Raw genomic sequence first — 16748 nt, forward strand, 5'->3', positions numbered from 1 at the left:
CCACGGCGTGCTTGGTCCGGACGGGCGGTTCGGGCGCGGGACCACCCCGCTGGCCGGACGGCTGGCCGACCGGCTGACCACCGTGGAGGGCGAGCCCGCCCTGATGGTGACGGACGCGCTCTATTTCCCGGCCTCGGACGTGGAGGAGATCCTCAAGGTCAAGGCCGCCTTCAACCTGGCCATGTCGGCCCTGCTGCGCGAGGCCGGGATCGGCCCCTCGAAGCTGGCGGCCATCCACCTGGCGGGCGCTCTGGGCGAGCACGTGGGGCTCGACGACCTGGAGACCCTCGGATTCCTGCCCCCCGGCTTCGGCGCGCGCACCGTGCGGGCGGGCAACACCTCGCTTCAGGGCACGGAGCTGCTGCTGGCCGATCCCGATGCCCGTACCTATGCCGAGGGGCTGTCCCGGTCCCTCACCGTGCTCGAACTCGCCGGGGACCCCCGTTTCGGGGACGGGTTCGTCAAGAGGATGCAATTCAATTATGTCGATTGACAGGCTTTTTCCTGATCTGACCGAGGACAACCGCGCGGAGCTGGACCGCTTCCGCGAGGCGCTGAAAACGGTGTGGCCGCTCAAGGGCAAGCACCGCGAGCAGCTCAAGTACGCCATCCGCGACATGTCGCGCGGGCTGACCAGCGAGCGCGGCGACCGGCGGCCCGACTACATGGGCGACGCCAAGTTCCTTTCGCCGTACCTCTACTATTTCCTGCCGTGGAACCTGTACCGGATGTCCCGGCTGTTCACCGGCCTGTCCTTCGACGTGCCGGACGGTGCGCGGGTGGCCGACCTCGGCTCCGGCCCGCTGACCGCGATCATCGCCCTGTGGCTGTCGCGGCCGCACCTGCGCGGGCGCGCCCTGGACTTCACCTGCGTGGACCGCTCGCCCAAGGCCATGCAGGTCGGGCGCGAGCTGTTCCACGCCATGGCGGGCAAGGATGCTCCCTGGCGCATCCACACGGTCAAGGGCGCGTTCACCGAGCACCTGCGCGAGAAGGCGGACCTGGTCCTGGCGGCCAACGCCTTCAACGAGCTGGACTGGTCCGGCCGCGTGGCCCGGCCCCAGGCCGAGAAGCTGGCCGCCCACCTGGCCGCCTGCTCCACGGAAACGGGCCGCGTCCTGGTGGTGGAGACGGGCGTGCGCCTGACCGGCCGGATCATCGCCGAGCTGCGAGGCCGGTTGCTGGCGGGCGGGTTCAAGCCCATCGCCCCGTGCCCGCACGCCGAGCCGTGCCCCATGCCCGCCACGGGCCAGGGCGCGCCGTGGTGCCATTTCAACCTTTCGGTCAAAGGCGCGCCCGAGTGGCTCCAGCTCCTCTCGCGCGAGGCGCGGCTGGAGAAGGCCGGGGTCTCGCTCAACTTCCTCTACGCCTCCCGCCAGGGGGCCAAGGAATGGGACGGGGTGCGCGTCATCTCCGAGTCGTTCAAGGTCGGCGAGGGCCGGGGGCAGTACGCCTGCTCGCAAAAGGGGCTGACCCTGGTGGAGTTCGGGGCGGGCGGCCCGGGCATGGAGCCGGGGCGGCTGCTGGTCCCGGAATGGCCCGAAGCGCCGCGCCGGGACCAGAAGTCCGGGGCCGTCATCCTGCCCTGGAAGGGTGCGCGCTGATGCGCGTGATCGACCTGGGGCTCATCGGCTACGACGAGGCCGTGGCCCTGCAGCTCAAGACCCTGGCCGCCGTCCAGGCGGGCGAGGTCGAGAACACCCTCTATGTCCTGGAGCATCCCAAGGTCATCACCCTGGGCCGCCAGGGCGGGGCCGAGAACCTGCATGTGGACGAGGGATTCCTGCGCGGCCAGGGCATCGAACTGGCGCGAACCGCGCGCGGCGGCAACATCACCTGCCACTTCCCCGGCCAACTGGTAGCCTATCCCATCTGGCGCGTGGAGAAGCGCCGCGGCGGGATGCACAAGTTCTTCGACGACATGGAAGAGGCGGTCATCGGCGCCTGCGCGCACTACGGCGTGGCCACGCGCCGCCGGCCCGGCCACCCCGGCGTGTGGGTGGACGACACGCGCAAGATCTGCTCCATGGGCATCGGCGTGAAGCAGTGGGTCACCTACCACGGCCTTGCCCTGAACGTGGCGCGCGACGTCGGCCTCTTCGACCTCATCACCCTGTGCGGCATCCAGGGGGCGCGGCCCACCTCGCTCTCGGCCGAGGCGGGGCGGAACATCGACATGCAGGAGCTCAAGGATGTCTTCATCGAACAATTCCGAAGAAATTTTGCGGATACCCCCCTGGCTCAGGATCAAGCTGCCGCAGGGTGAGAACTTTTCCTCCACGGCCGGGCTCGTGGCCGACCTGAACCTGAACACGGTCTGCCAGTCCGCCAAGTGCCCCAACAAGTGGGAGTGCTTTTCCCGGAACGTGGCCACGTTCCTGATCATGGGCGCGGTCTGCACCCGCAACTGCGCGTACTGCAACATCACGCCCGGCAGGCCCGCGCCGCTGGAGCCCGACGAGCCGGACCGCGTGGCCGAGGCCGCCGCCCGGCTGGAGCTGAGGCACGTGGTCGTCACCTCGGTGACGCGCGACGACCTGCCGGACGGCGGGGCCGCGCACTTCGCGGCCACCATCCGGGCCGTGCGGGCGCGTATGCCCCGCTGCACCGTGGAGGTGCTCATCCCGGACTTCCAGGGCGACGAGGCGGCCCTGGCCACGGTCCTCGCGGCCGGGCCCGACGTGCTCAACCACAACCTGGAGACCGTGCCCGACCTCTATCCGGCCATCCGGCCCAAGGCGAATTACCGCCAGAGCCTGGAGCTGCTGGAGCGGTCCAAGCGGCTCCGGCCCGAGACCCCGGTCAAGTCCGGGATCATGGTCGGCCTGGGCGAGCATGACGAACAGGTCCTGGCCGTGCTCGACGACCTGGCGGCCATGGGCTGCGACATCGTGACCATCGGCCAGTACATGCGCCCCAGCCGGGAGCACCCGCCGGTCCGGCGCTACGTGGAGCCCGAACTGTTCGACCGCTACGCCGAGGAAGGGCGCGGGCGGGGCATCCGTCACGTCTTCAGCGCGCCCCTGGTCCGCTCCAGCTACAACGCCGCGCAGTTCGTCGGCAAATAGCCGGGGCCTGTTCTCATTTGCATACAATGGTTTTATCATATTGATTTATATAGCAAAGGAAGGATTGCCATGAGTTGTGTCGTTACATTCACCATTTTCCCCCTGGAGCGGGAGGACGAAGGGTCCTTCGCCCCCCACGTCGCCCAGGCGTTGCAGATCATCAAGGATTCCGGGCTGCCCTACGAGCTGGGCTCCATGGGCACGGTCATGGAGGGCGACTACGACGAGATTATGGCCGTCATCAAGGCCTGCCACGACGCCATGCGCGCGGGCTGCGGCCGGGTCTACATGACCATGGCCGTGGACTCCAAGGCGGGCGACGGCGGCCGCATGATCCGGAAGGTGGAGAGCGTGGAGGAGCTGCTGAAATGACCGCCTCCGCCGAACTGATCGCGTCCGTCTGGAACGACGTGTGCGCGGTGCGTGAGAAGGGGCCGCTGGTGGTGAACATCACCAACTACGTGGTCACCAACAACACCGCCAACTCCCTGCTGGCCCTGGGGGCCTCCCCGGCCATGAACCACGTGGCCGAGGACCTGCCCGGCCTGATCAACCTGGCCGGGGCCCTGGTGGTCAACCTCGGCACCCTGGCCGTGGACTACGTGGAGGGCATGCGCGTAGCCATGGCCCAGGCCAACGACATGGGAATGCCCATCGTCCTGGACCCGGTGGCCGCCGGGGTGAGCGACTTTCGCACCGGGCTGGCCGTGGAGTTCATCGAGGCTTACCGGCCCGCCATCATCCGGGCCAACGCCTCGGAGATCATGGCCGTGGCGGGCGAGGACGGCAAGCCCAAGGGTGTGGACACGTCGAGGGGCGTGGACGAGGCCGGGCCCGCCGCCCGGTCGCTCAACAGGCGCTTCGGCAGCACCGTGCTGGTCAGCGGCGAGACCGACCTGGTGGTGGGCGGCGGCCGCGAGGCCCTGCTTTCGGGCGGGTCGGCCATGATGCCCAGAGTCACCGGGCTGGGCTGCACCTGCACGGCCCTGGCCGGGGCTTTCGCCTCGGTGCAAAAGGACTACTTCCTGGCCGCGCTGGACACCGCCGCGGTCATGAACATCGCGGGCGAGATGGCCGCCGAGCTTTCGCCCGGCCCCGGCAGCCTCCAGATGCACTTTCACGACGCCCTCTACCTCCTCAAGGAGGCGGACGTGACGGCCCGGCTCAGGGTGGCGCTGTCATGATGAACGTGCGGGATCTGCTGGTCTATCTGGTCACGGACCGTGCGTTGTGCCTGGGCCGCTCCCTGGAGGAGGTGGTGGCCGAGGCCGTGGCCGGCGGCTGCACCATGGTCCAGTTGCGCGAGAAGGAGGCGGACACCGGCGAATTCGTGGACCTGGCCCGCCGCCTGCACGCGCTGCTCAAGCCGCGCGGCGTGCCCCTGCTCATCAACGACCGCGTGGACGTGGCCCTGGCCGCCGGGGTCGAGGGCGTGCACGTGGGCCAGTCGGACATGTCCCCCGCCGACGTCCGCCGCCTGGTGGGCGGGTCGGCCATCGTCGGCCTGTCCGTGGACACCGAGGCCGAGCTCCTGGCGGCCCGGTCCGAGCCGGTGGACTACCTGGGCATCGGCCCGGTCTATCCCACCCAGACCAAGAAGGACGTCAAGGGAACGCCCTGGGGCCCCGAGGGCCTCAGGCGGGCCATGGGCATGACCTCCATCCCCCTGGTGGCCATCGGCGGCGTGCACCTGGCGCATGTCCCGGCCGTGGCGGCCTCGGGCGTGGCGGGCATCGCCGTGGTTTCGGAAATCTGCTCCGCGCCGTCGCCCCGTGAGGCCGCCGAGGCCCTGGTGCGCTCCATGCGCGGCGGCAGGTAGGCCGGTCCCGCGCGGACCGGCCGGAAAGGGGAAGCGGATGGCGCTCGAAGTGAAGCTCGACTGCTCCGGCGTCGACTGGCAGGCCGTTGTGGAGCTGCTGCGGAGCGTGGGGATGGGGGCCCGTCCTCTGGACGACCACGTCCAGGCGTTCCAGGCCAGCCATACCGTGGTCTTCGTCTTCGACGGCGGGCTGCTGGTCGGCGTGGGCCGGGCGATCTCGGACGGGGTGCGCCAGGCCGCCATCTACGATTGCGCGGTCCGCACGGCGTACCAGGGCCAGGGGATCGGCTCCCTGATTATCGAGAGCATCCTGGACCGCGTGGCGGGGTGCGACGTGACCCTTTACGCCATGCCGGGCAAGGAAGGCTTTTACGAACGGTTCGGATTCAAGGGCATGAAGACGGCCATGGCGAAATTCACCCGCGAGGCCGCCATGCGCGAGATGGGGTTCACCGAATAGGGGTTCCCTTTTAGCAGCGGGTCAGCCGCCGCATGGCGTCGGCCAGGTGGCCGAGCCAGATGTCCACCAGGCCGTCGTATTCCCCGGCTCCCTTGAGCACCGCCTCGCAGGCGATCCCCTCCCGCTCCAGGCGGGTCTTCCAGCTCGCCTCGCCGTCGCCCACCATGTCTTTCGCCGCGTGCCACCCCGCCCCGAAGAGGAAGGGGAGCAGGTACGCCTTTTTCACCCCGTCCGCCTTGAAGCGCGCGATGACCGCGTCGATGCCGGGCTCGGCCTCCATGGCCCCCAGGTGCACGGAGCTGTCCCGCTCCTGGAAGGCGCGGTGCAGGGCCTCGTAGTAGACGTTGCCGTCGTGCCGGGTGCCGTGTCCCATGAAGAGCACGGCGTCGTTTTCGCCCTTGCCCTCGCGGGCGATGGCCAGGATGGCGTCGGCCACGGCCTCCACCCCCGGATCGCCCGCCACCAGCGGAAAGCCCACCTCCACGCGGGTGAACCCGCCCTCGGCCAGCATGTGCTGGTTGGCCAGGGCCAGGAGCTCGTGGAATTCCGTGCCGGGGATGAGGTGCAGGGACTGGATGGCCACGTGGGTCACGCCCTCGCCGTGCAGCCGGGTCAGCGCGTCGGCCACGGAGTCCACGGCCTCGCCCTCGCGCCGCATGTGCCCCCGGATGGTCTTGGAGGTATAGGCCACCAGGACCGGGACGTCGGGATGCGCCGCGCGGACCCGCTCGGAAATATGGTCGAGGGAGGCCATGGCGTTCTTGTTGCGCGAGCCGAAGGCGGCGAGGACGATGGCGGCGTTCATGGCTGTTTCTTGACCAGGGCCAGGGAGAAGTAGTGGGGCGTCATGGGCGCGTCCTTGATGTCCATGAGGATGGATTCGCCCTCCATGCCCAGGCGGGAGACGAGCACGGTCTTGTCGCCCAGGCGGAGCCGCTCCAGGGTGGCGCGGATATCCTCGAAGTTTTTGTACGTCTTCAGGATAACGGCATTGTCGGCCACGTCAAGCTGGCGCTCCAGGGTCTTTGGATCTGCCACGCCGGAGGTGATGAGCAGGGACTCGCTCGACTCGGCCAGGACCAGGCCGATGCGGGCGGCCGCCGCGTGGAAGGAGGTGATGCCGGGGATGGCCTGGAGCCGGATGGTCGGGTCCATCTTGAGCAGGGTGCGTTGCAGGTAGCCGTAGGTGGAGTAGGTCAGGGGGTCGCCCAGGGTCAGGAACGCGCCGTTCTCGCCCCGGTCCAGCACGGCGGCCACGACCCGGGCGTTCTCGCGCCAGGCCGCCTCAAGGGCGGTTTTGTCCTTGGTCATGGGAAAGCCGAGCTGCTCCACCCGCACGCCCTCCCGCAGGTGCGGCCGGGCGATGGACAGGGCCGTGGAATAGTCGTTCTTGGTGGAGGCCGCCGCAAAGATCACGTCCACCTCGCCCAGGGCGCGCACGGCCTTGAGGGTGAGGAGTTCCGGATCGCCGGGGCCGACGCCGATGCCGTAGAGAATGCCTTTTTCGCTCATGATTTCACCTTATCGGACGCCGCCCGGATAGAGCAGTTGATGCACGGTTTCGATGCCCTGGAGCAGCCGCATGGTGGGGCGCGAGACGAGGTGCTCGTCCACCAGGAAGACGTTGCGGTCGCGCACGGCCTTGATGCTGGAGGCAGCCGGGGCGTTCGTGATGTCACGCACCTCGACTTCGTTCATGTGCCCGTACTGGGCCAGGTAGACGTCGATCCGCGGCCCCCTGGCCAGGACCCGCTCCATGCCGTAGTTGGCGATGTTGGTGTCGCGGTTGGCCTTCGCGTCGTCGGCCACGTTGCGTCCGCCCGCCATCTTGAGCACGAACAGGGGCATGGAGCCGGGGGTGAAGGTGGCGTACTTGGAATGCACGGACTCGAAGAACACGCCGGGCCGCTTGTCCACGGGCACCAGGTCGATCCGGCTCGCGGCCTTTTCCAGCCCCGCCTTGAATTCGGCGATCATCTCCTCGGCCTCCGGCTCTCGGCCGGTCAGTTGCCCGAGCTTGCGCCAGTAGGCGTACATCTCGTCGATGGTGGAGGGCTGGAGGGCCAGAACCGTGATCCCGCGCCGCCTGAGCGCTTCCCACAGGGCGGGGTGGCTGCGCAGGAGCATGGGCCGGATGAGCACCAGATCGGGCCCGGCGGCCAGGAATTTCTCCACGCCGTCGCGGGCGTTGAAGGCGGGCTTGGTCAGGGCCTCGGAGGGAAAGTCCTCGCTGGTGCTGGCGCCGATGACCGATTCGCCCAGGCCGAGGCTGAACAAATTTTCGGTGTGCGCCGGGTAGAGGGAGATGATCCGGGTGAACGGCGCGGAGAAGTCGATGGTGGTTCCCGCGTCGTCGGTGATCCGCCCGCCCTGCGCCGTGACCGGCAGGCAGAGCAGGAGGATGAGCAGGATGACGAGTTTTTTCATGTTCTGTTTTCTCTGGTGAAGGTGATGACGGGGTGGCCGTCCTCCGGGTGCGGCGCGGTGGCCGCCCGGACGCCGAAGACCTCGCTGATGGTCGATGGCGTGAGCACGTCGGCCGGAGCGCCGATGGCGCGGATGGTCCCCTGGCCGAGAAGGATGATGCGGTCGCAGTAGGCCGAGGCCAGGTTCAGGTCGTGGAGCACCACGCCCACGGTCCGCCGCTCCCGCCGGGCGAGGCGGGAGAGCTCCGCCATGGCGGCGACGGAGTGCCGGATGTCCATACTCGAAGTGGGTTCGTCGAGCAAGAGGGCCGGGGCCTCCTGGGCCAGGGCGCGGGCCACCACGGTCCGCTGCCGCTCGCCGCCCGAGAGGGTGTCCAGGGTCCGCCCGGCCAGATCGGTCAGCTCCATGGCCGCCATGGCCCGGTCCACGGCCGCGAGGTCCGCCTCCGAGGGGCGAGAGAACCTGGGGATGTGCGGGTGGCGGCCCATGAGCACGGCCTCCCGCACCGTGAAGGGGAACGGGAAGGGCGCGGACTGTTCCACCACGGCCAGGAGCCGGGCCAGGGCGGCCGGGCGAACGGCCGTGACCGGCACGTCGTTCAGCAGCGCCTCGCCCGCGTCCGGGGCCAGGTGCCCGGCCAGCAGGCCGAGCAGGGTGGTCTTGCCGCATCCGTTGGGGCCGAGGACGCCGTGCACCAGGCCGGGGTCGAGGGTCAGGTCCACGTCGCGCAGGACCGGCTCGCGGGTGTGTCCGAAGGCCAGGGCGCGCAGGGCCAGGGTCGCCTCAGCCATGGCGCCTCCCGGACCGGGTGCGGGTGAAGATCCAGCAGAAGGCCGGGCCGCCGATGAGCGCCGTGAGCACGCCGATGGGCACCTCGTGGGGCAGGGCGGCCCGGGTCAGGGTGTCGGCGCAGAGCAGGAGCAGCGCCCCGGCCAGGCCCGACGCGGGCAGCAGGACCCGGTTGTCCGGCCCCACGGCCAGGCGCATCAGGTGGGGCACGATGAGCCCCACGAAGCCGATGATGCCCGAGACCGAGACGCAGACCGCGCTGATGAGCGAGGCCGTGAGCAGCAGGACGAGCCGGACCCGGCGGGTGTCCACCCCCAGGGAGCGGGCCGAGCGCGCGCCCAGGCTCATGATGTTCAGGTCGCGGGCGTGGTGGAGGCAGACCGCGAACCCGGCCAGGGTCACGGACGCGGTCAGCGCCGCGTCGGTCCAAGTCCGGGAGACGAAGCTGCCCATGAGCCAGAAGACGATGGACGCCACACGCTCGTCGGCCAGATACTTGATGAAGCTGATGCCCGCCGAGAGGATGGCCGAGACGATGACGCCCGAGAGGATCAGGTTGGTGGGCGCGAGGTCGTTGTCGCGCCCGGACAGGGCCATGACCGCCACCAGGGTGGCGGCCGCGCCCAGGAAGGCCGTGGCCCCCAGGGTGGCCGGGCCCAGGAAGTGCAGCCCCAGCAGCAGGGCCAGGGCCGCGCCGAAGGCCGCCCCGGACGAGACGCCCAGGGTGAAGGGGTCGGCCAGGGGGTTGAGCAGCAGCCCCTGGAACACCGCTCCGGCCACGGCCAGGCCGAAGCCCACGGACATGGCGGTGACGATGCGCGGCAGCCGCACGTCCAGGACCACGCTTTGGCGCAGCGCCTCCGGGGAGCCCGCCGCCCCGCGCAGGGAGCCGAGGACCGCGTCCAGCACCTCGCCCGGGGACACGGCGATGAAGCCGAGGCCCGAGGCGATCACGGCCAGCGCGCCCAGGAGCAGGGCGAGCAGGACGAGGGTCAGTGCGGCGCGGGCGGCCGTGCGGGGAGCGGCGGGCATTCTCGTTCTTTCCGGCTAATTGGCCAGGGCGCTCTTGAGGTGGTCGACGTAGATGTCGGCCCAGGCGTCGACCGAGCCGAGACCGCGCAGTTCCGGGGTCACCTTGAACCCGGCCTTGGTCAGCACGGACTTCCAGGAGTCTTCCTCGTCGCCCGCCATGTCGTTGTTGGCGTGGTCGCCCGCCACCACCATGAAGGGCTTGAGCAGGATGGCCTTTTTGCCGGACGCCTTGATGGCCGGGATGATGGCCTCCAGGCTCGGGAAGCCCTCCACGCAGCCGATGAACACGGGATAGCCGTAGGCGGCCTGCAACTCGTGCTGCATTTCCATGTAGATGCCGGTGGAGAAGAAGTCGTTGCCGTGGCCCATGTAGACCAGGGCGGCCTTCATCTTCCTGGCCTGGTCCACGTCGGCCTTGAGCGCCTTGGCGCCTGCGGCGATGTCCTCGGTGTAGGGGTGGGCGTCGCCGGGCATGCCCAGGGCCGGGCGGCCAAGGGAAATGCGGGTGAAGACCGCATTCCTGGCCTTGAGGGTGCTGATGGAGGACAGGGACTTCACCAGGCTCTGCACGTCCGTGAATTCCTCGCCCGCGAAGACGTGCAGGGACTGGACCGTGACGTCCTTGTAGCCCTCGTTCTGCAGGTCCGCGATGGTGGCCAGCGGGCTCTTCACGAACAGGATGTCGGCGGGCACGCCGGGGTTGTCCTGTTGCCAGGCCTTGTCGTCCTGGCGTTCGCGCCAGATCTGCCGGATGATGGCGGAGGTGAAGGCCAGGCGGACCGGGACGCCGGGGCAGGCCTTCTCGATGCGGCTCTGGATGTTGAGGATGGATTTGAGCGCCTCGGGGTAGGACGTGCCGAAAGCGGTCAGGACCACGGCCTGCCTGGCAGGGCCGGACTCGCCGTGCCCGGCCATGGCCGGGACGGTCAGGGTGAGGACGAGGGCGACGGCCAGCGCGGGGAGCGCGGCCATCAGACGGGAAAAGGACATGATGCCTCCTGATGCGGAGGGGCTTGTTGCGGGAAAAAAAGAAAACCCCCATCCTTCACGCTTTCGAAGGAAGGGGGCCGTTTTTCCCTTCTCAATCACCACGGGTGGCAAGCCCACGTACCACCGGGGCAGACCGTTGTCGCATCCTGGCAGGTCTTCCGGCTGGCTCCTCCGTCTCCGCCTTCCCAGCGCAAGGCCAGTGGCATGATGGAGACGAAATGGCAGAGCGTCACGGCGGCGGGTCCGCTCCCGATTTCCACGGGATTCCCTATGAAGTCCATTGAGGACACCTGGACAGAGGCACCCTATGCGGGGGCAGGGGCCAAGTCAAGGCGCGATCTGTCAGGAGCGACGCTTCCCGGCCGCGCGGTGGATGCGCGCCTCGAAGTGCTGGAGCATCTCCTCGGTGTTGATGACCAGGGCGTCGGACTCGCCCATCATGCCGTAGCCCAGGATGGGGATGTGGAAGAGCTGCTCCACGGGCACGGTGAAGCCGGTGATGACCACCTGCTGCTGCCGCAGGACCTCGTCCACCAGGATGGCGGCCTTGTATTCGCCCACCCGGACCACGATGGCCTGGGCCAGTTGGATGTCCTCCACCTCCGGGGTCAGGTCCAGCAACTCGGCCAGGCGGAGCAGGGAATGGACCTCGCCGCGCACGTCCACGGTCTCGCGGCCGTCGGGCAGCTCCACCACCTCGTTGAGGCGGGGCATGTATATCTCCACCACGTCGCGGCTGGGCACGATGAAGGTGTCGCCGCCCACCTTGCAGACCAGGGCGTCCACGATGCCCTCGTTGGCCGAGCGGTCGAGGGGGATGGTGATGGTGAAGGCGGCGCCGTGGCCCAGGTCGCTCTCGATGACCACGTCGCCGTCCAGGGTGTTGCGGATGGCGTTGACCACGGCGTCCATGCCAACGCCTCGGCCGGAGACGTCGGTGATCTTCTCGGCCGTGGAGAAGCCGGACTGGAGCACGAACTGGAGGATTTCTTCGGGGGCGTATTCCTTATCGGGGTCGGCCAGCCCCTTTTCCAGGGCCTTGGCCATAATGCGATCCGGGTCCAGGCCCCGGCCGTCGTCGCGGACCTGGATGAAGGCGGTGTCGCCCTTGCGCCAGGCCGAGAGGGTGACCCGGCCGGTCTCGTCCTTGCCCGCGGCCTTGCGTCCCTCGGGGGTCTCCAGGCCGTGGTCCACCGCGTTCCGGAGCAGGTGGACCAGGGGTTCGTTCAGGCTTTCCACGATGGTCTTGTCCAGGGCCAGGTCGTCGCCGTTGACCTCGAAGTCCAGCTTCTTGCCGATCTTCTGGCTCAGGCTCTTCACCAGCCGGTGCATGGGCATGAAAATCTGTTTGAGCGGCACCAGGCGGATGGCGTCCACCTCCTTCTGCAACTGGCTGATGACGTTGTCCAGCTCGCGCAGGGAGGAGGCCATCTGGGTCAGGTTCTGGGCCCCGCCCTGGGCGATGACCGCATAGGTGACCATGAGCTTGCCCACCAGTTCGATGACCCGGTCCAGCCGGTCCGTGGGCACGCGGATGGAGGAGATGGCCTGGGCGGCCGGGCCCTTTTCCTGCTTGCCCTTGGCGTCGGGCTTGGCCGCTCCCTTGGGCCCTTCCCCGGCCGCCTGTTCGGGGCCGTCCGCCTCGGCCGTGGGCGGCTCCTCGAAGGCGCGGGCGGCGGCCTCCTCGGTCTCGGGCTCCGGCTCCATAACGGCGGCCGACCGCTTGGATTCCTTGATGCCCATGGACGCGGCTCCGGTTTCGAGCAGCCCGGCCAGGGCGAAGAAGAACCGTTTCTGCGCCTCGCAGACGCCGAGCATGGCCGTGACGATGTCGTTGTTGACCGGCGTGATGCCGTCGGTGAGCATGTCGAGCAGGGCGATGACCCCGGCGCTGGAGAGCTTCACGTGCGACAGGCCGAGCGCATCCACCGCGGCGCCGACATTGTTGCCGGAGTCCGCCGCTTCGAGAATCTGCTTCTCGATGTCCTCAATGCATTGGATGATGCTGTCCTGCACGATGGCTCCTTATTGGGTCGTGAAATAGGTGTCCGCGTCGGGGTATACGGCGATGGTCTTGTCGAAGCCCCAGGCATAGAGGACCTGCTTGGCGTCGGGCGAGAGGGCGCAGGCCGCGATCTTGAAGGTCACGCCCATGCTGGCGACCGCGCTCCAGGCCGTGGAGCCGAAGGTCAGCACGTCGGTCAGGTCGATCAGGATGCGGTCGCCCGGTTCCACGCAGAGGATGGCCGAGATGATCGGCTTGTACTGCGGCTCCAGGTGAACGCGCGGGTCCTTGACCCGGATGACGGTGACGTCGCCCCGGGTGGTGACGTCCACGCCCGCGCCCGTGGCCTCGGCCTCCACATGGCCGCTCCGGGACGCCTCCAGGATGAGGGCCAGCACCTCCTGCTCCTCGGCCTCGTCCCGGTCGCCGTCGCGCAGTTGCTCCAGGACCTGGAAGATCATGTTGATCCCGCGCGAGAGCAGGGTCAGGTTGCCGGTGGTGGACTCCACCTCGCCCGCCTGGACCTTCTTCAGGAAGTCCTCGATCTTGTGGGTGAAGTGGGAGGCGGGCTCGAAACCGGCCATGAAGCCGGTCACGCCCTTGATGGTGTGCAGCGGGCGGGCCAGGATCTCAATGCCCTCGCCCACGACCTTCTGCTCCAGCATTTCCAGCCCCTCCATCACCTGGGGGTAGTACTTGTCGTTGACCTCGGAAAAGAATTCCTCGACCATGGGATCGTCGCTCATTACTCGTTCCCCGTTCGCCTATTTTTTCAGAAGTCCCAGCTTTTCCAACTCTTTGTAGAGCAGGTCCCTGGACACCGGCTTGACGATGTAGCCCGAGGCCTCACCGTCATAGAAGGATTTGAGCACGGTCTGCGGATCATCCAGCGCCGTGGTCATGATGACCTTGACCCGGGGCCTGAGGTCGTCCTTGTCCTCCATCTCGCGGATCTTGCGCAGCGCCTCGATGCCGTCCACCTCGGGCATCATGATGTCCATGAGGACGAGGGCGTATGGGGCGCGCTCCTCGTGGGCGAGCTTGAACGCCTCCACGGCCTCGCGCCCGTTGACCACGATGTCCACCTCGAACAGGGTCAGGAGAAACGACCGCAACACCTTCCGGCTCAGGAATTCGTCTTCGACAATGAGAGCTCGCATGGTTTCCTCTGGTTGGATTAAAAGAAGGGCCCTTGCAGTGAGTTATCATATGTAATCGAAAAAGTTGTCAATGTGGGGATAGCAAAATATAACGCGATGGGACGGTCCGATCCCCTCCGGCCGTTCCCCTTGCCATGTGTTCGCCAGTCGGGTACCTACCCCGCATGCCTGATTGGATAACCGACAGACGAAGGGAGCGGATCGAGCAGGTCCTGGCCCGGCGGCAGAGGGGGCTGACCCTGGTCTTCGACAACATCTGGGACCCGCACAACGTCTCCGCCGTGTTGCGCAGTTGCGACGCCTTCGGCGTGGCCGACGTCCACCTCTATTACACCTCCTCGCAGTGGCCCGAGCTGGGCAGCAAGACCTCGGCCTCGGCCAAGAAGTGGATCCGGCGCACCGAGCATGTGGACGCCGCCGCCATGGTTGAGGAGCTGCGCGGCGCGGGCTTCCATCTGCTGCGCACCGGTTTTTCCGAGACCGCGCTGCCGGTCATGGACATCGACTTCACTAGGCCCACGGCCGTCATCCTCAGCAACGAGCATCGGGGCACCGCCCCGGAGCTGGCCGCCCTGGTCCCGGACGAGGTCTACATCCCCATGCAGGGCATGGTGCAGAGCTTCAACGTCTCCGTGGCCGCCGCCATCATCCTCTACGAGGCCTTCAAGCAGCGCCGCCAGGCCGGGCTTTACGACGCCCCCACCTTCGACGAGGAGGAGCTGGAGGCCATGCGCAAGGACTGGTGCTCGCGCTGAACGGGGCGGGGAGCCGTTTTTTCATTGAAAAAAAGCCCGTTCGGGTATACACAAACCGCCATGTTCGCCGCGGCGGCCCGAAGGGATGGGCGCTGTCGGACGGGAGGTAGCCCTTGTTCAATCTGCTCAAAGCGATGCTCGCCGGTCAGGTGGTGATCTACCCCACGGAGACCCTGTACGCCCTCGGCTGCGACGGCGGCAACGCGGCCGCGTGCGAGCGGGTCATCGAAATCAAGGCGCGTCCCAAGGCCAAGCCGCTTCCCCTTATCATCGGCGGCGTGCAGATGCTCCCCCTGGTCACGGCCGAGCGCCCGGCCGCGCTGGAGCATCTGGCTCAGTGTTTCTGGCCCGGCCCGCTCTCCATCCTGGTCAAGGCCCTGCCCGAACTCCCCCGCCAGCTCTGCGACGAAGAGGGCTGCACCTCGGTGCGCTGGAGCGGACATCCCTTCGCCTCCGAACTGGCCCGGCGGCTCAAGCGGCCCATCGTGGCCACCAGCGCCAACATCAGCGGCCACAAGCCCGTGGCCCTGCCCGAGGACATCGATCCCCGCCTTGAGGAACAGGCTGGCGCGGTCTATTACGATCCGCCGTGGCCGCGCGGCGGCAACCCCTCCACCGTGGTCCGGGTCCTGGGCTCCTCCCGCCTGGCCGTGCTGCGCGAGGGCGCGGTCTCCGTCAAGATGCTCTGCGACAAGGGCTTCTCCGTCACTCTCGCCGACTAGATTATAACGGACTTCTCCGTGTTTTCGCCCCGTGCTACGTATTGTGGCTGGAGGCGGAATGGATACCTTTGACGACGCCGCGGCGCCAAGCCGCATCCTTGTGGTCGAGGACAGCCAGCCCCTCGCCCAGGAGCTGCAACGGTCCATCGAAGCGGCCTTCCCCGTGCGGGTGGAGGCGGCCTCCAGCTATGCCGAAGCCGAGGCCTGCCTCGACCGGGGGGGCGACGACCTGTTCCTGGCCGTCCTGAACCTGACCCTGGGCGACGCGCCCGACGGCGAGGTCGTGGACCTCTTCCGGGCCCGGGGCGTGCCCAGCCTCATCTTCTCCTCCGACTTCACCCCCGCCAGCCGCAGGCGCATGTCCGCCAAGGGGGTTGTCGACTACGTGGTCAAGGACGGCCAGGCCGTGGGCAACGTCGTGGACTACATCCGGCGGCTGCGGCGCAATCGCGGCATCCGGGTGCTGGTGGTGGAGGACTCTGCTTCGTTCCGCGCCCTGCTGCGCTCCCTGCTCCTGCGCCAGATGTTCCAGGTGGTGGAGGCTGTCGACGGTCGGACGGCCCTGGACGTCCTGCGCACCGACGGCGGCATCGGCCTGGTCATCGTGGACTACCTGCTGGACGGTCTGGACGGCGTGTCCCTGGTCAAGGCCATCCGGGCCGGGTACAGCCGCAACTCGCTGCCGGTCATCGGCATATCCTCGTCCCGCGAGCCGCAGCTTTCGGTCCGGTTCATCAAGCACGGGGCCAACGATTTTCTCCCCAAGCCCTTCGAGGCCGAGGAATTCCATTGCCGGGTGGACCGCTGCGTGGAGATGGCCGAGGTCGTCCGCCAACTGGAGCGGGCCAACCGGATCAAGAACCAGTTTCTGGGCATGGCCGTCCACGACCTGCGCAGCCCCATCAACGGCATCAACGGGCTGAGCGAGATGCTCCTCGACAACGTCTACGGCGAACTGGCCACCGAGCAGCGGGAGGTCATCGAGTTCATCCACTCGGCCAATCTCCAGATGAACACCCTGGTCAGCGACCTGCTGGACATTTCGGTCATCGAGGCCGGGCAACTGCGCCTGGAGCTGCGCGAGGCCAGCCTGGCCGAGGTGGCGGCCCAGGCCATCCATTTCCATTCCCTGGCCGCCAAGGCCAAGTCCATCACCATACACCCCCTCGAAGGGGACGCGCCGCGCTTCGCCTTCGACGCCCGGCGCGTGGGCCAGGTGCTGGACAACCTGCTGAGCAACGCCATCAAGTTCTCGCCCGTTGGCACCGCCGTCCGGGTCACCCTGGAGGCGGCCGACGGCCGGGCCGTGGTCTCGGTCATCGACCAGGGGCAGGGCATCCCGCCCGGCGAGGCGGACCTGCTCTTCCAGTCCTTCCGCCGCACCAGCGTCCGGCCCACGGCCGGGGAGGGCAGCACCGGGCTCGGTCTGGCCATCGTCCCCAAGATCGTGGAGGCCCATGGTGGGACCATCGGCGTGGAGTCCGAGTTCGGCCACGGAGCCATCTTCCGCTTCTCCCTGCC

The 16748-nt window shown here is 68.2% G+C and carries 20 protein-coding genes and 1 riboswitch; of the genes, 11 read left to right on the plus strand and 9 right to left on the minus strand.

Annotation, left to right across the window (positions count from 1 at the left end):
* The 8 genes from PHP91_RS14585 to PHP91_RS14620 form a co-directional block, all read left to right on the plus strand.
* Positions 1-493 (plus strand): ASKHA domain-containing protein (locus PHP91_RS14585; RefSeq protein ID WP_300142234.1); only part of this gene is annotated, 493 nt, incomplete at its 5' end.
* Positions 483-1604 (plus strand): small ribosomal subunit Rsm22 family protein, encoded by a 1122-nt coding sequence (locus PHP91_RS14590; protein ID WP_300142237.1) that lies wholly within the window; start codon positions 483-485, stop codon positions 1602-1604. The genes PHP91_RS14585 and PHP91_RS14590, both read left to right, overlap by 11 nt.
* Positions 1604-2266 (plus strand): lipoyl(octanoyl) transferase LipB, encoded by a 663-nt coding sequence (lipB, locus tag PHP91_RS14595; RefSeq protein ID WP_300142240.1) that lies wholly within the window; start codon positions 1604-1606, stop codon positions 2264-2266. The genes PHP91_RS14590 and lipB overlap by 1 nt, the downstream gene beginning before the upstream one ends.
* On the plus strand, positions 2193-3068 hold the full coding sequence (gene lipA / locus PHP91_RS14600) for a lipoyl synthase (RefSeq protein ID WP_300142243.1): 876 nt from the start codon (positions 2193-2195) through the stop codon (positions 3066-3068). The genes lipB and lipA overlap by 74 nt, the downstream gene beginning before the upstream one ends.
* Positions 3069-3137: 69 nt before the next feature.
* Positions 3138-3440, plus strand: coding sequence for an MTH1187 family thiamine-binding protein (locus PHP91_RS14605; protein WP_300142246.1), 303 nt, complete (start codon positions 3138-3140; stop codon positions 3438-3440).
* The gene (gene thiM, locus PHP91_RS14610) at positions 3437-4252 is read left to right on the plus strand and encodes a hydroxyethylthiazole kinase (RefSeq protein WP_300142249.1); all 816 of its coding nucleotides are present in this window, start codon (positions 3437-3439) and stop codon (positions 4250-4252) included. The genes PHP91_RS14605 and thiM overlap by 4 nt, the downstream gene beginning before the upstream one ends.
* Positions 4252-4887 carry a thiamine phosphate synthase gene (gene thiE, locus PHP91_RS14615; protein WP_300142287.1) on the plus strand — a complete coding sequence of 212 codons (636 nt, stop codon included), beginning with the start codon at positions 4252-4254 and terminating at the stop codon, positions 4885-4887. The genes thiM and thiE overlap by 1 nt, the downstream gene beginning before the upstream one ends.
* A gap of 37 nt (positions 4888-4924) precedes the next feature.
* The gene (locus PHP91_RS14620; RefSeq protein WP_300142253.1) at positions 4925-5347 is read left to right on the plus strand and encodes a GNAT family N-acetyltransferase; all 423 of its coding nucleotides are present in this window, start codon (positions 4925-4927) and stop codon (positions 5345-5347) included.
* Positions 5348-5357: 10 nt separating this feature from the next.
* Here PHP91_RS14620 and PHP91_RS14625 read toward each other — a convergent pair whose 3' ends face one another.
* The 9 genes from PHP91_RS14625 to PHP91_RS14665 all read right to left on the minus strand — a co-directional run bounded on the left by PHP91_RS14625 (position 5358) and on the right by PHP91_RS14665 (position 13750).
* The gene (locus PHP91_RS14625; protein ID WP_300142255.1) at positions 5358-6152 is read right to left on the minus strand and encodes a sirohydrochlorin cobaltochelatase; all 795 of its coding nucleotides are present in this window, start codon (positions 6150-6152) and stop codon (positions 5358-5360) included.
* Positions 6149-6859, minus strand: coding sequence for a precorrin-2 C(20)-methyltransferase (gene cobI / locus PHP91_RS14630; protein ID WP_300142258.1), 711 nt, complete (start codon positions 6857-6859; stop codon positions 6149-6151). Before cobI ends, PHP91_RS14625 begins: the two co-directional genes overlap by 4 nt.
* 9 nt (positions 6860-6868) lie before the next feature.
* A complete protein-coding gene (locus PHP91_RS14635) occupies positions 6869-7774 on the minus strand; it encodes an ABC transporter substrate-binding protein (protein ID WP_300142261.1) in 906 nt (301 codons plus the stop codon).
* Positions 7771-8565, minus strand: a complete 795-nt coding sequence (locus PHP91_RS14640; protein ID WP_300142264.1) for an ABC transporter ATP-binding protein — start codon at positions 8563-8565, stop codon at positions 7771-7773. Before PHP91_RS14640 ends, PHP91_RS14635 begins: the two co-directional genes overlap by 4 nt.
* Positions 8558-9595 (minus strand): iron ABC transporter permease, encoded by a 1038-nt coding sequence (locus PHP91_RS14645; protein ID WP_300142267.1) that lies wholly within the window; start codon positions 9593-9595, stop codon positions 8558-8560. Before PHP91_RS14645 ends, PHP91_RS14640 begins: the two co-directional genes overlap by 8 nt.
* Positions 9596-9610: 15 nt before the next feature.
* On the minus strand, positions 9611-10585 hold the full coding sequence (locus tag PHP91_RS14650) for a sirohydrochlorin cobaltochelatase (RefSeq protein ID WP_300142270.1): 975 nt from the start codon (positions 10583-10585) through the stop codon (positions 9611-9613).
* 130 nt (positions 10586-10715) lie between these two features.
* Positions 10716-10894, minus strand: a riboswitch (cobalamin riboswitch).
* 33 nt (positions 10895-10927) lie between these two features.
* Positions 10928-12601 (minus strand): chemotaxis protein CheW, encoded by a 1674-nt coding sequence (locus PHP91_RS14655; RefSeq protein ID WP_300142273.1) that lies wholly within the window; start codon positions 12599-12601, stop codon positions 10928-10930.
* A 9-nt stretch (positions 12602-12610) separates the two neighbouring features.
* Positions 12611-13336 carry an Hpt domain-containing protein gene (locus tag PHP91_RS14660; RefSeq protein WP_300142276.1) on the minus strand — a complete coding sequence of 242 codons (726 nt, stop codon included), beginning with the start codon at positions 13334-13336 and terminating at the stop codon, positions 12611-12613.
* Between the two features lie 18 nt (positions 13337-13354).
* On the minus strand, positions 13355-13750 hold the full coding sequence (locus PHP91_RS14665) for a response regulator (RefSeq protein WP_300142278.1): 396 nt from the start codon (positions 13748-13750) through the stop codon (positions 13355-13357).
* A 164-nt stretch (positions 13751-13914) separates the two neighbouring features.
* Between PHP91_RS14665 and PHP91_RS14670 the strand changes: the two genes are divergently transcribed.
* The 3 genes from PHP91_RS14670 to PHP91_RS14680 form a co-directional block, all read left to right on the plus strand.
* A complete protein-coding gene (locus tag PHP91_RS14670) occupies positions 13915-14505 on the plus strand; it encodes an RNA methyltransferase (RefSeq protein WP_300142280.1) in 591 nt (196 codons plus the stop codon).
* 113 nt (positions 14506-14618) lie between these two features.
* Entirely contained in the window at positions 14619-15227 is a 609-nt protein-coding gene (locus PHP91_RS14675; RefSeq protein WP_300142283.1) for an L-threonylcarbamoyladenylate synthase, read from the plus strand.
* A 58-nt stretch (positions 15228-15285) separates the two neighbouring features.
* Positions 15286-16748 (plus strand): hybrid sensor histidine kinase/response regulator (locus PHP91_RS14680; RefSeq protein ID WP_300142285.1); only part of this gene is annotated, 1463 nt, incomplete at its 3' end.

Origin of the sequence: Pseudodesulfovibrio sp. (assembly GCF_028692895.1) — a bacterium.
Classification (GTDB): Bacteria; Desulfobacterota; Desulfovibrionia; order Desulfovibrionales; family Desulfovibrionaceae; genus Pseudodesulfovibrio.

Excerpts from the sequence above, each read along its gene's own strand:
- PHP91_RS14590 (WP_300142237.1), top strand. The coding sequence starts at position 483 with ATGTCGATTGACAGGCTTTTTCCTGATCTGACCGAGGACAACCGCGCG.
- lipA (WP_300142243.1), top strand. The coding sequence starts at position 2,193 with ATGTCTTCATCGAACAATTCCGAAGAAATTTTGCGGATACCCCCCTGG.
- PHP91_RS14640 (WP_300142264.1), bottom strand. The coding sequence starts at position 8,565 with ATGGCTGAGGCGACCCTGGCCCTGCGCGCCCTGGCCTTCGGACACACC.
- thiM (WP_300142249.1), top strand. The coding sequence starts at position 3,437 with ATGACCGCCTCCGCCGAACTGATCGCGTCCGTCTGGAACGACGTGTGC.
- PHP91_RS14635 (WP_300142261.1), bottom strand. The coding sequence starts at position 7,774 with ATGAAAAAACTCGTCATCCTGCTCATCCTCCTGCTCTGCCTGCCGGTC.
- PHP91_RS14645 (WP_300142267.1), bottom strand. The coding sequence starts at position 9,595 with ATGCCCGCCGCTCCCCGCACGGCCGCCCGCGCCGCACTGACCCTCGTC.
- PHP91_RS14620 (WP_300142253.1), top strand. The coding sequence starts at position 4,925 with ATGGCGCTCGAAGTGAAGCTCGACTGCTCCGGCGTCGACTGGCAGGCC.
- PHP91_RS14660 (WP_300142276.1), bottom strand. The coding sequence starts at position 13,336 with ATGAGCGACGATCCCATGGTCGAGGAATTCTTTTCCGAGGTCAACGAC.
- PHP91_RS14670 (WP_300142280.1), top strand. The coding sequence starts at position 13,915 with ATGCCTGATTGGATAACCGACAGACGAAGGGAGCGGATCGAGCAGGTC.
- PHP91_RS14650 (WP_300142270.1), bottom strand. The coding sequence starts at position 10,585 with ATGTCCTTTTCCCGTCTGATGGCCGCGCTCCCCGCGCTGGCCGTCGCC.
- thiE (WP_300142287.1), top strand. The coding sequence starts at position 4,252 with ATGAACGTGCGGGATCTGCTGGTCTATCTGGTCACGGACCGTGCGTTG.
- PHP91_RS14625 (WP_300142255.1), bottom strand. The coding sequence starts at position 6,152 with ATGAACGCCGCCATCGTCCTCGCCGCCTTCGGCTCGCGCAACAAGAAC.
- cobI (WP_300142258.1), bottom strand. The coding sequence starts at position 6,859 with ATGAGCGAAAAAGGCATTCTCTACGGCATCGGCGTCGGCCCCGGCGAT.
- PHP91_RS14665 (WP_300142278.1), bottom strand. The coding sequence starts at position 13,750 with ATGCGAGCTCTCATTGTCGAAGACGAATTCCTGAGCCGGAAGGTGTTG.
- lipB (WP_300142240.1), top strand. The coding sequence starts at position 1,604 with ATGCGCGTGATCGACCTGGGGCTCATCGGCTACGACGAGGCCGTGGCC.
- PHP91_RS14605 (WP_300142246.1), top strand. The coding sequence starts at position 3,138 with ATGAGTTGTGTCGTTACATTCACCATTTTCCCCCTGGAGCGGGAGGAC.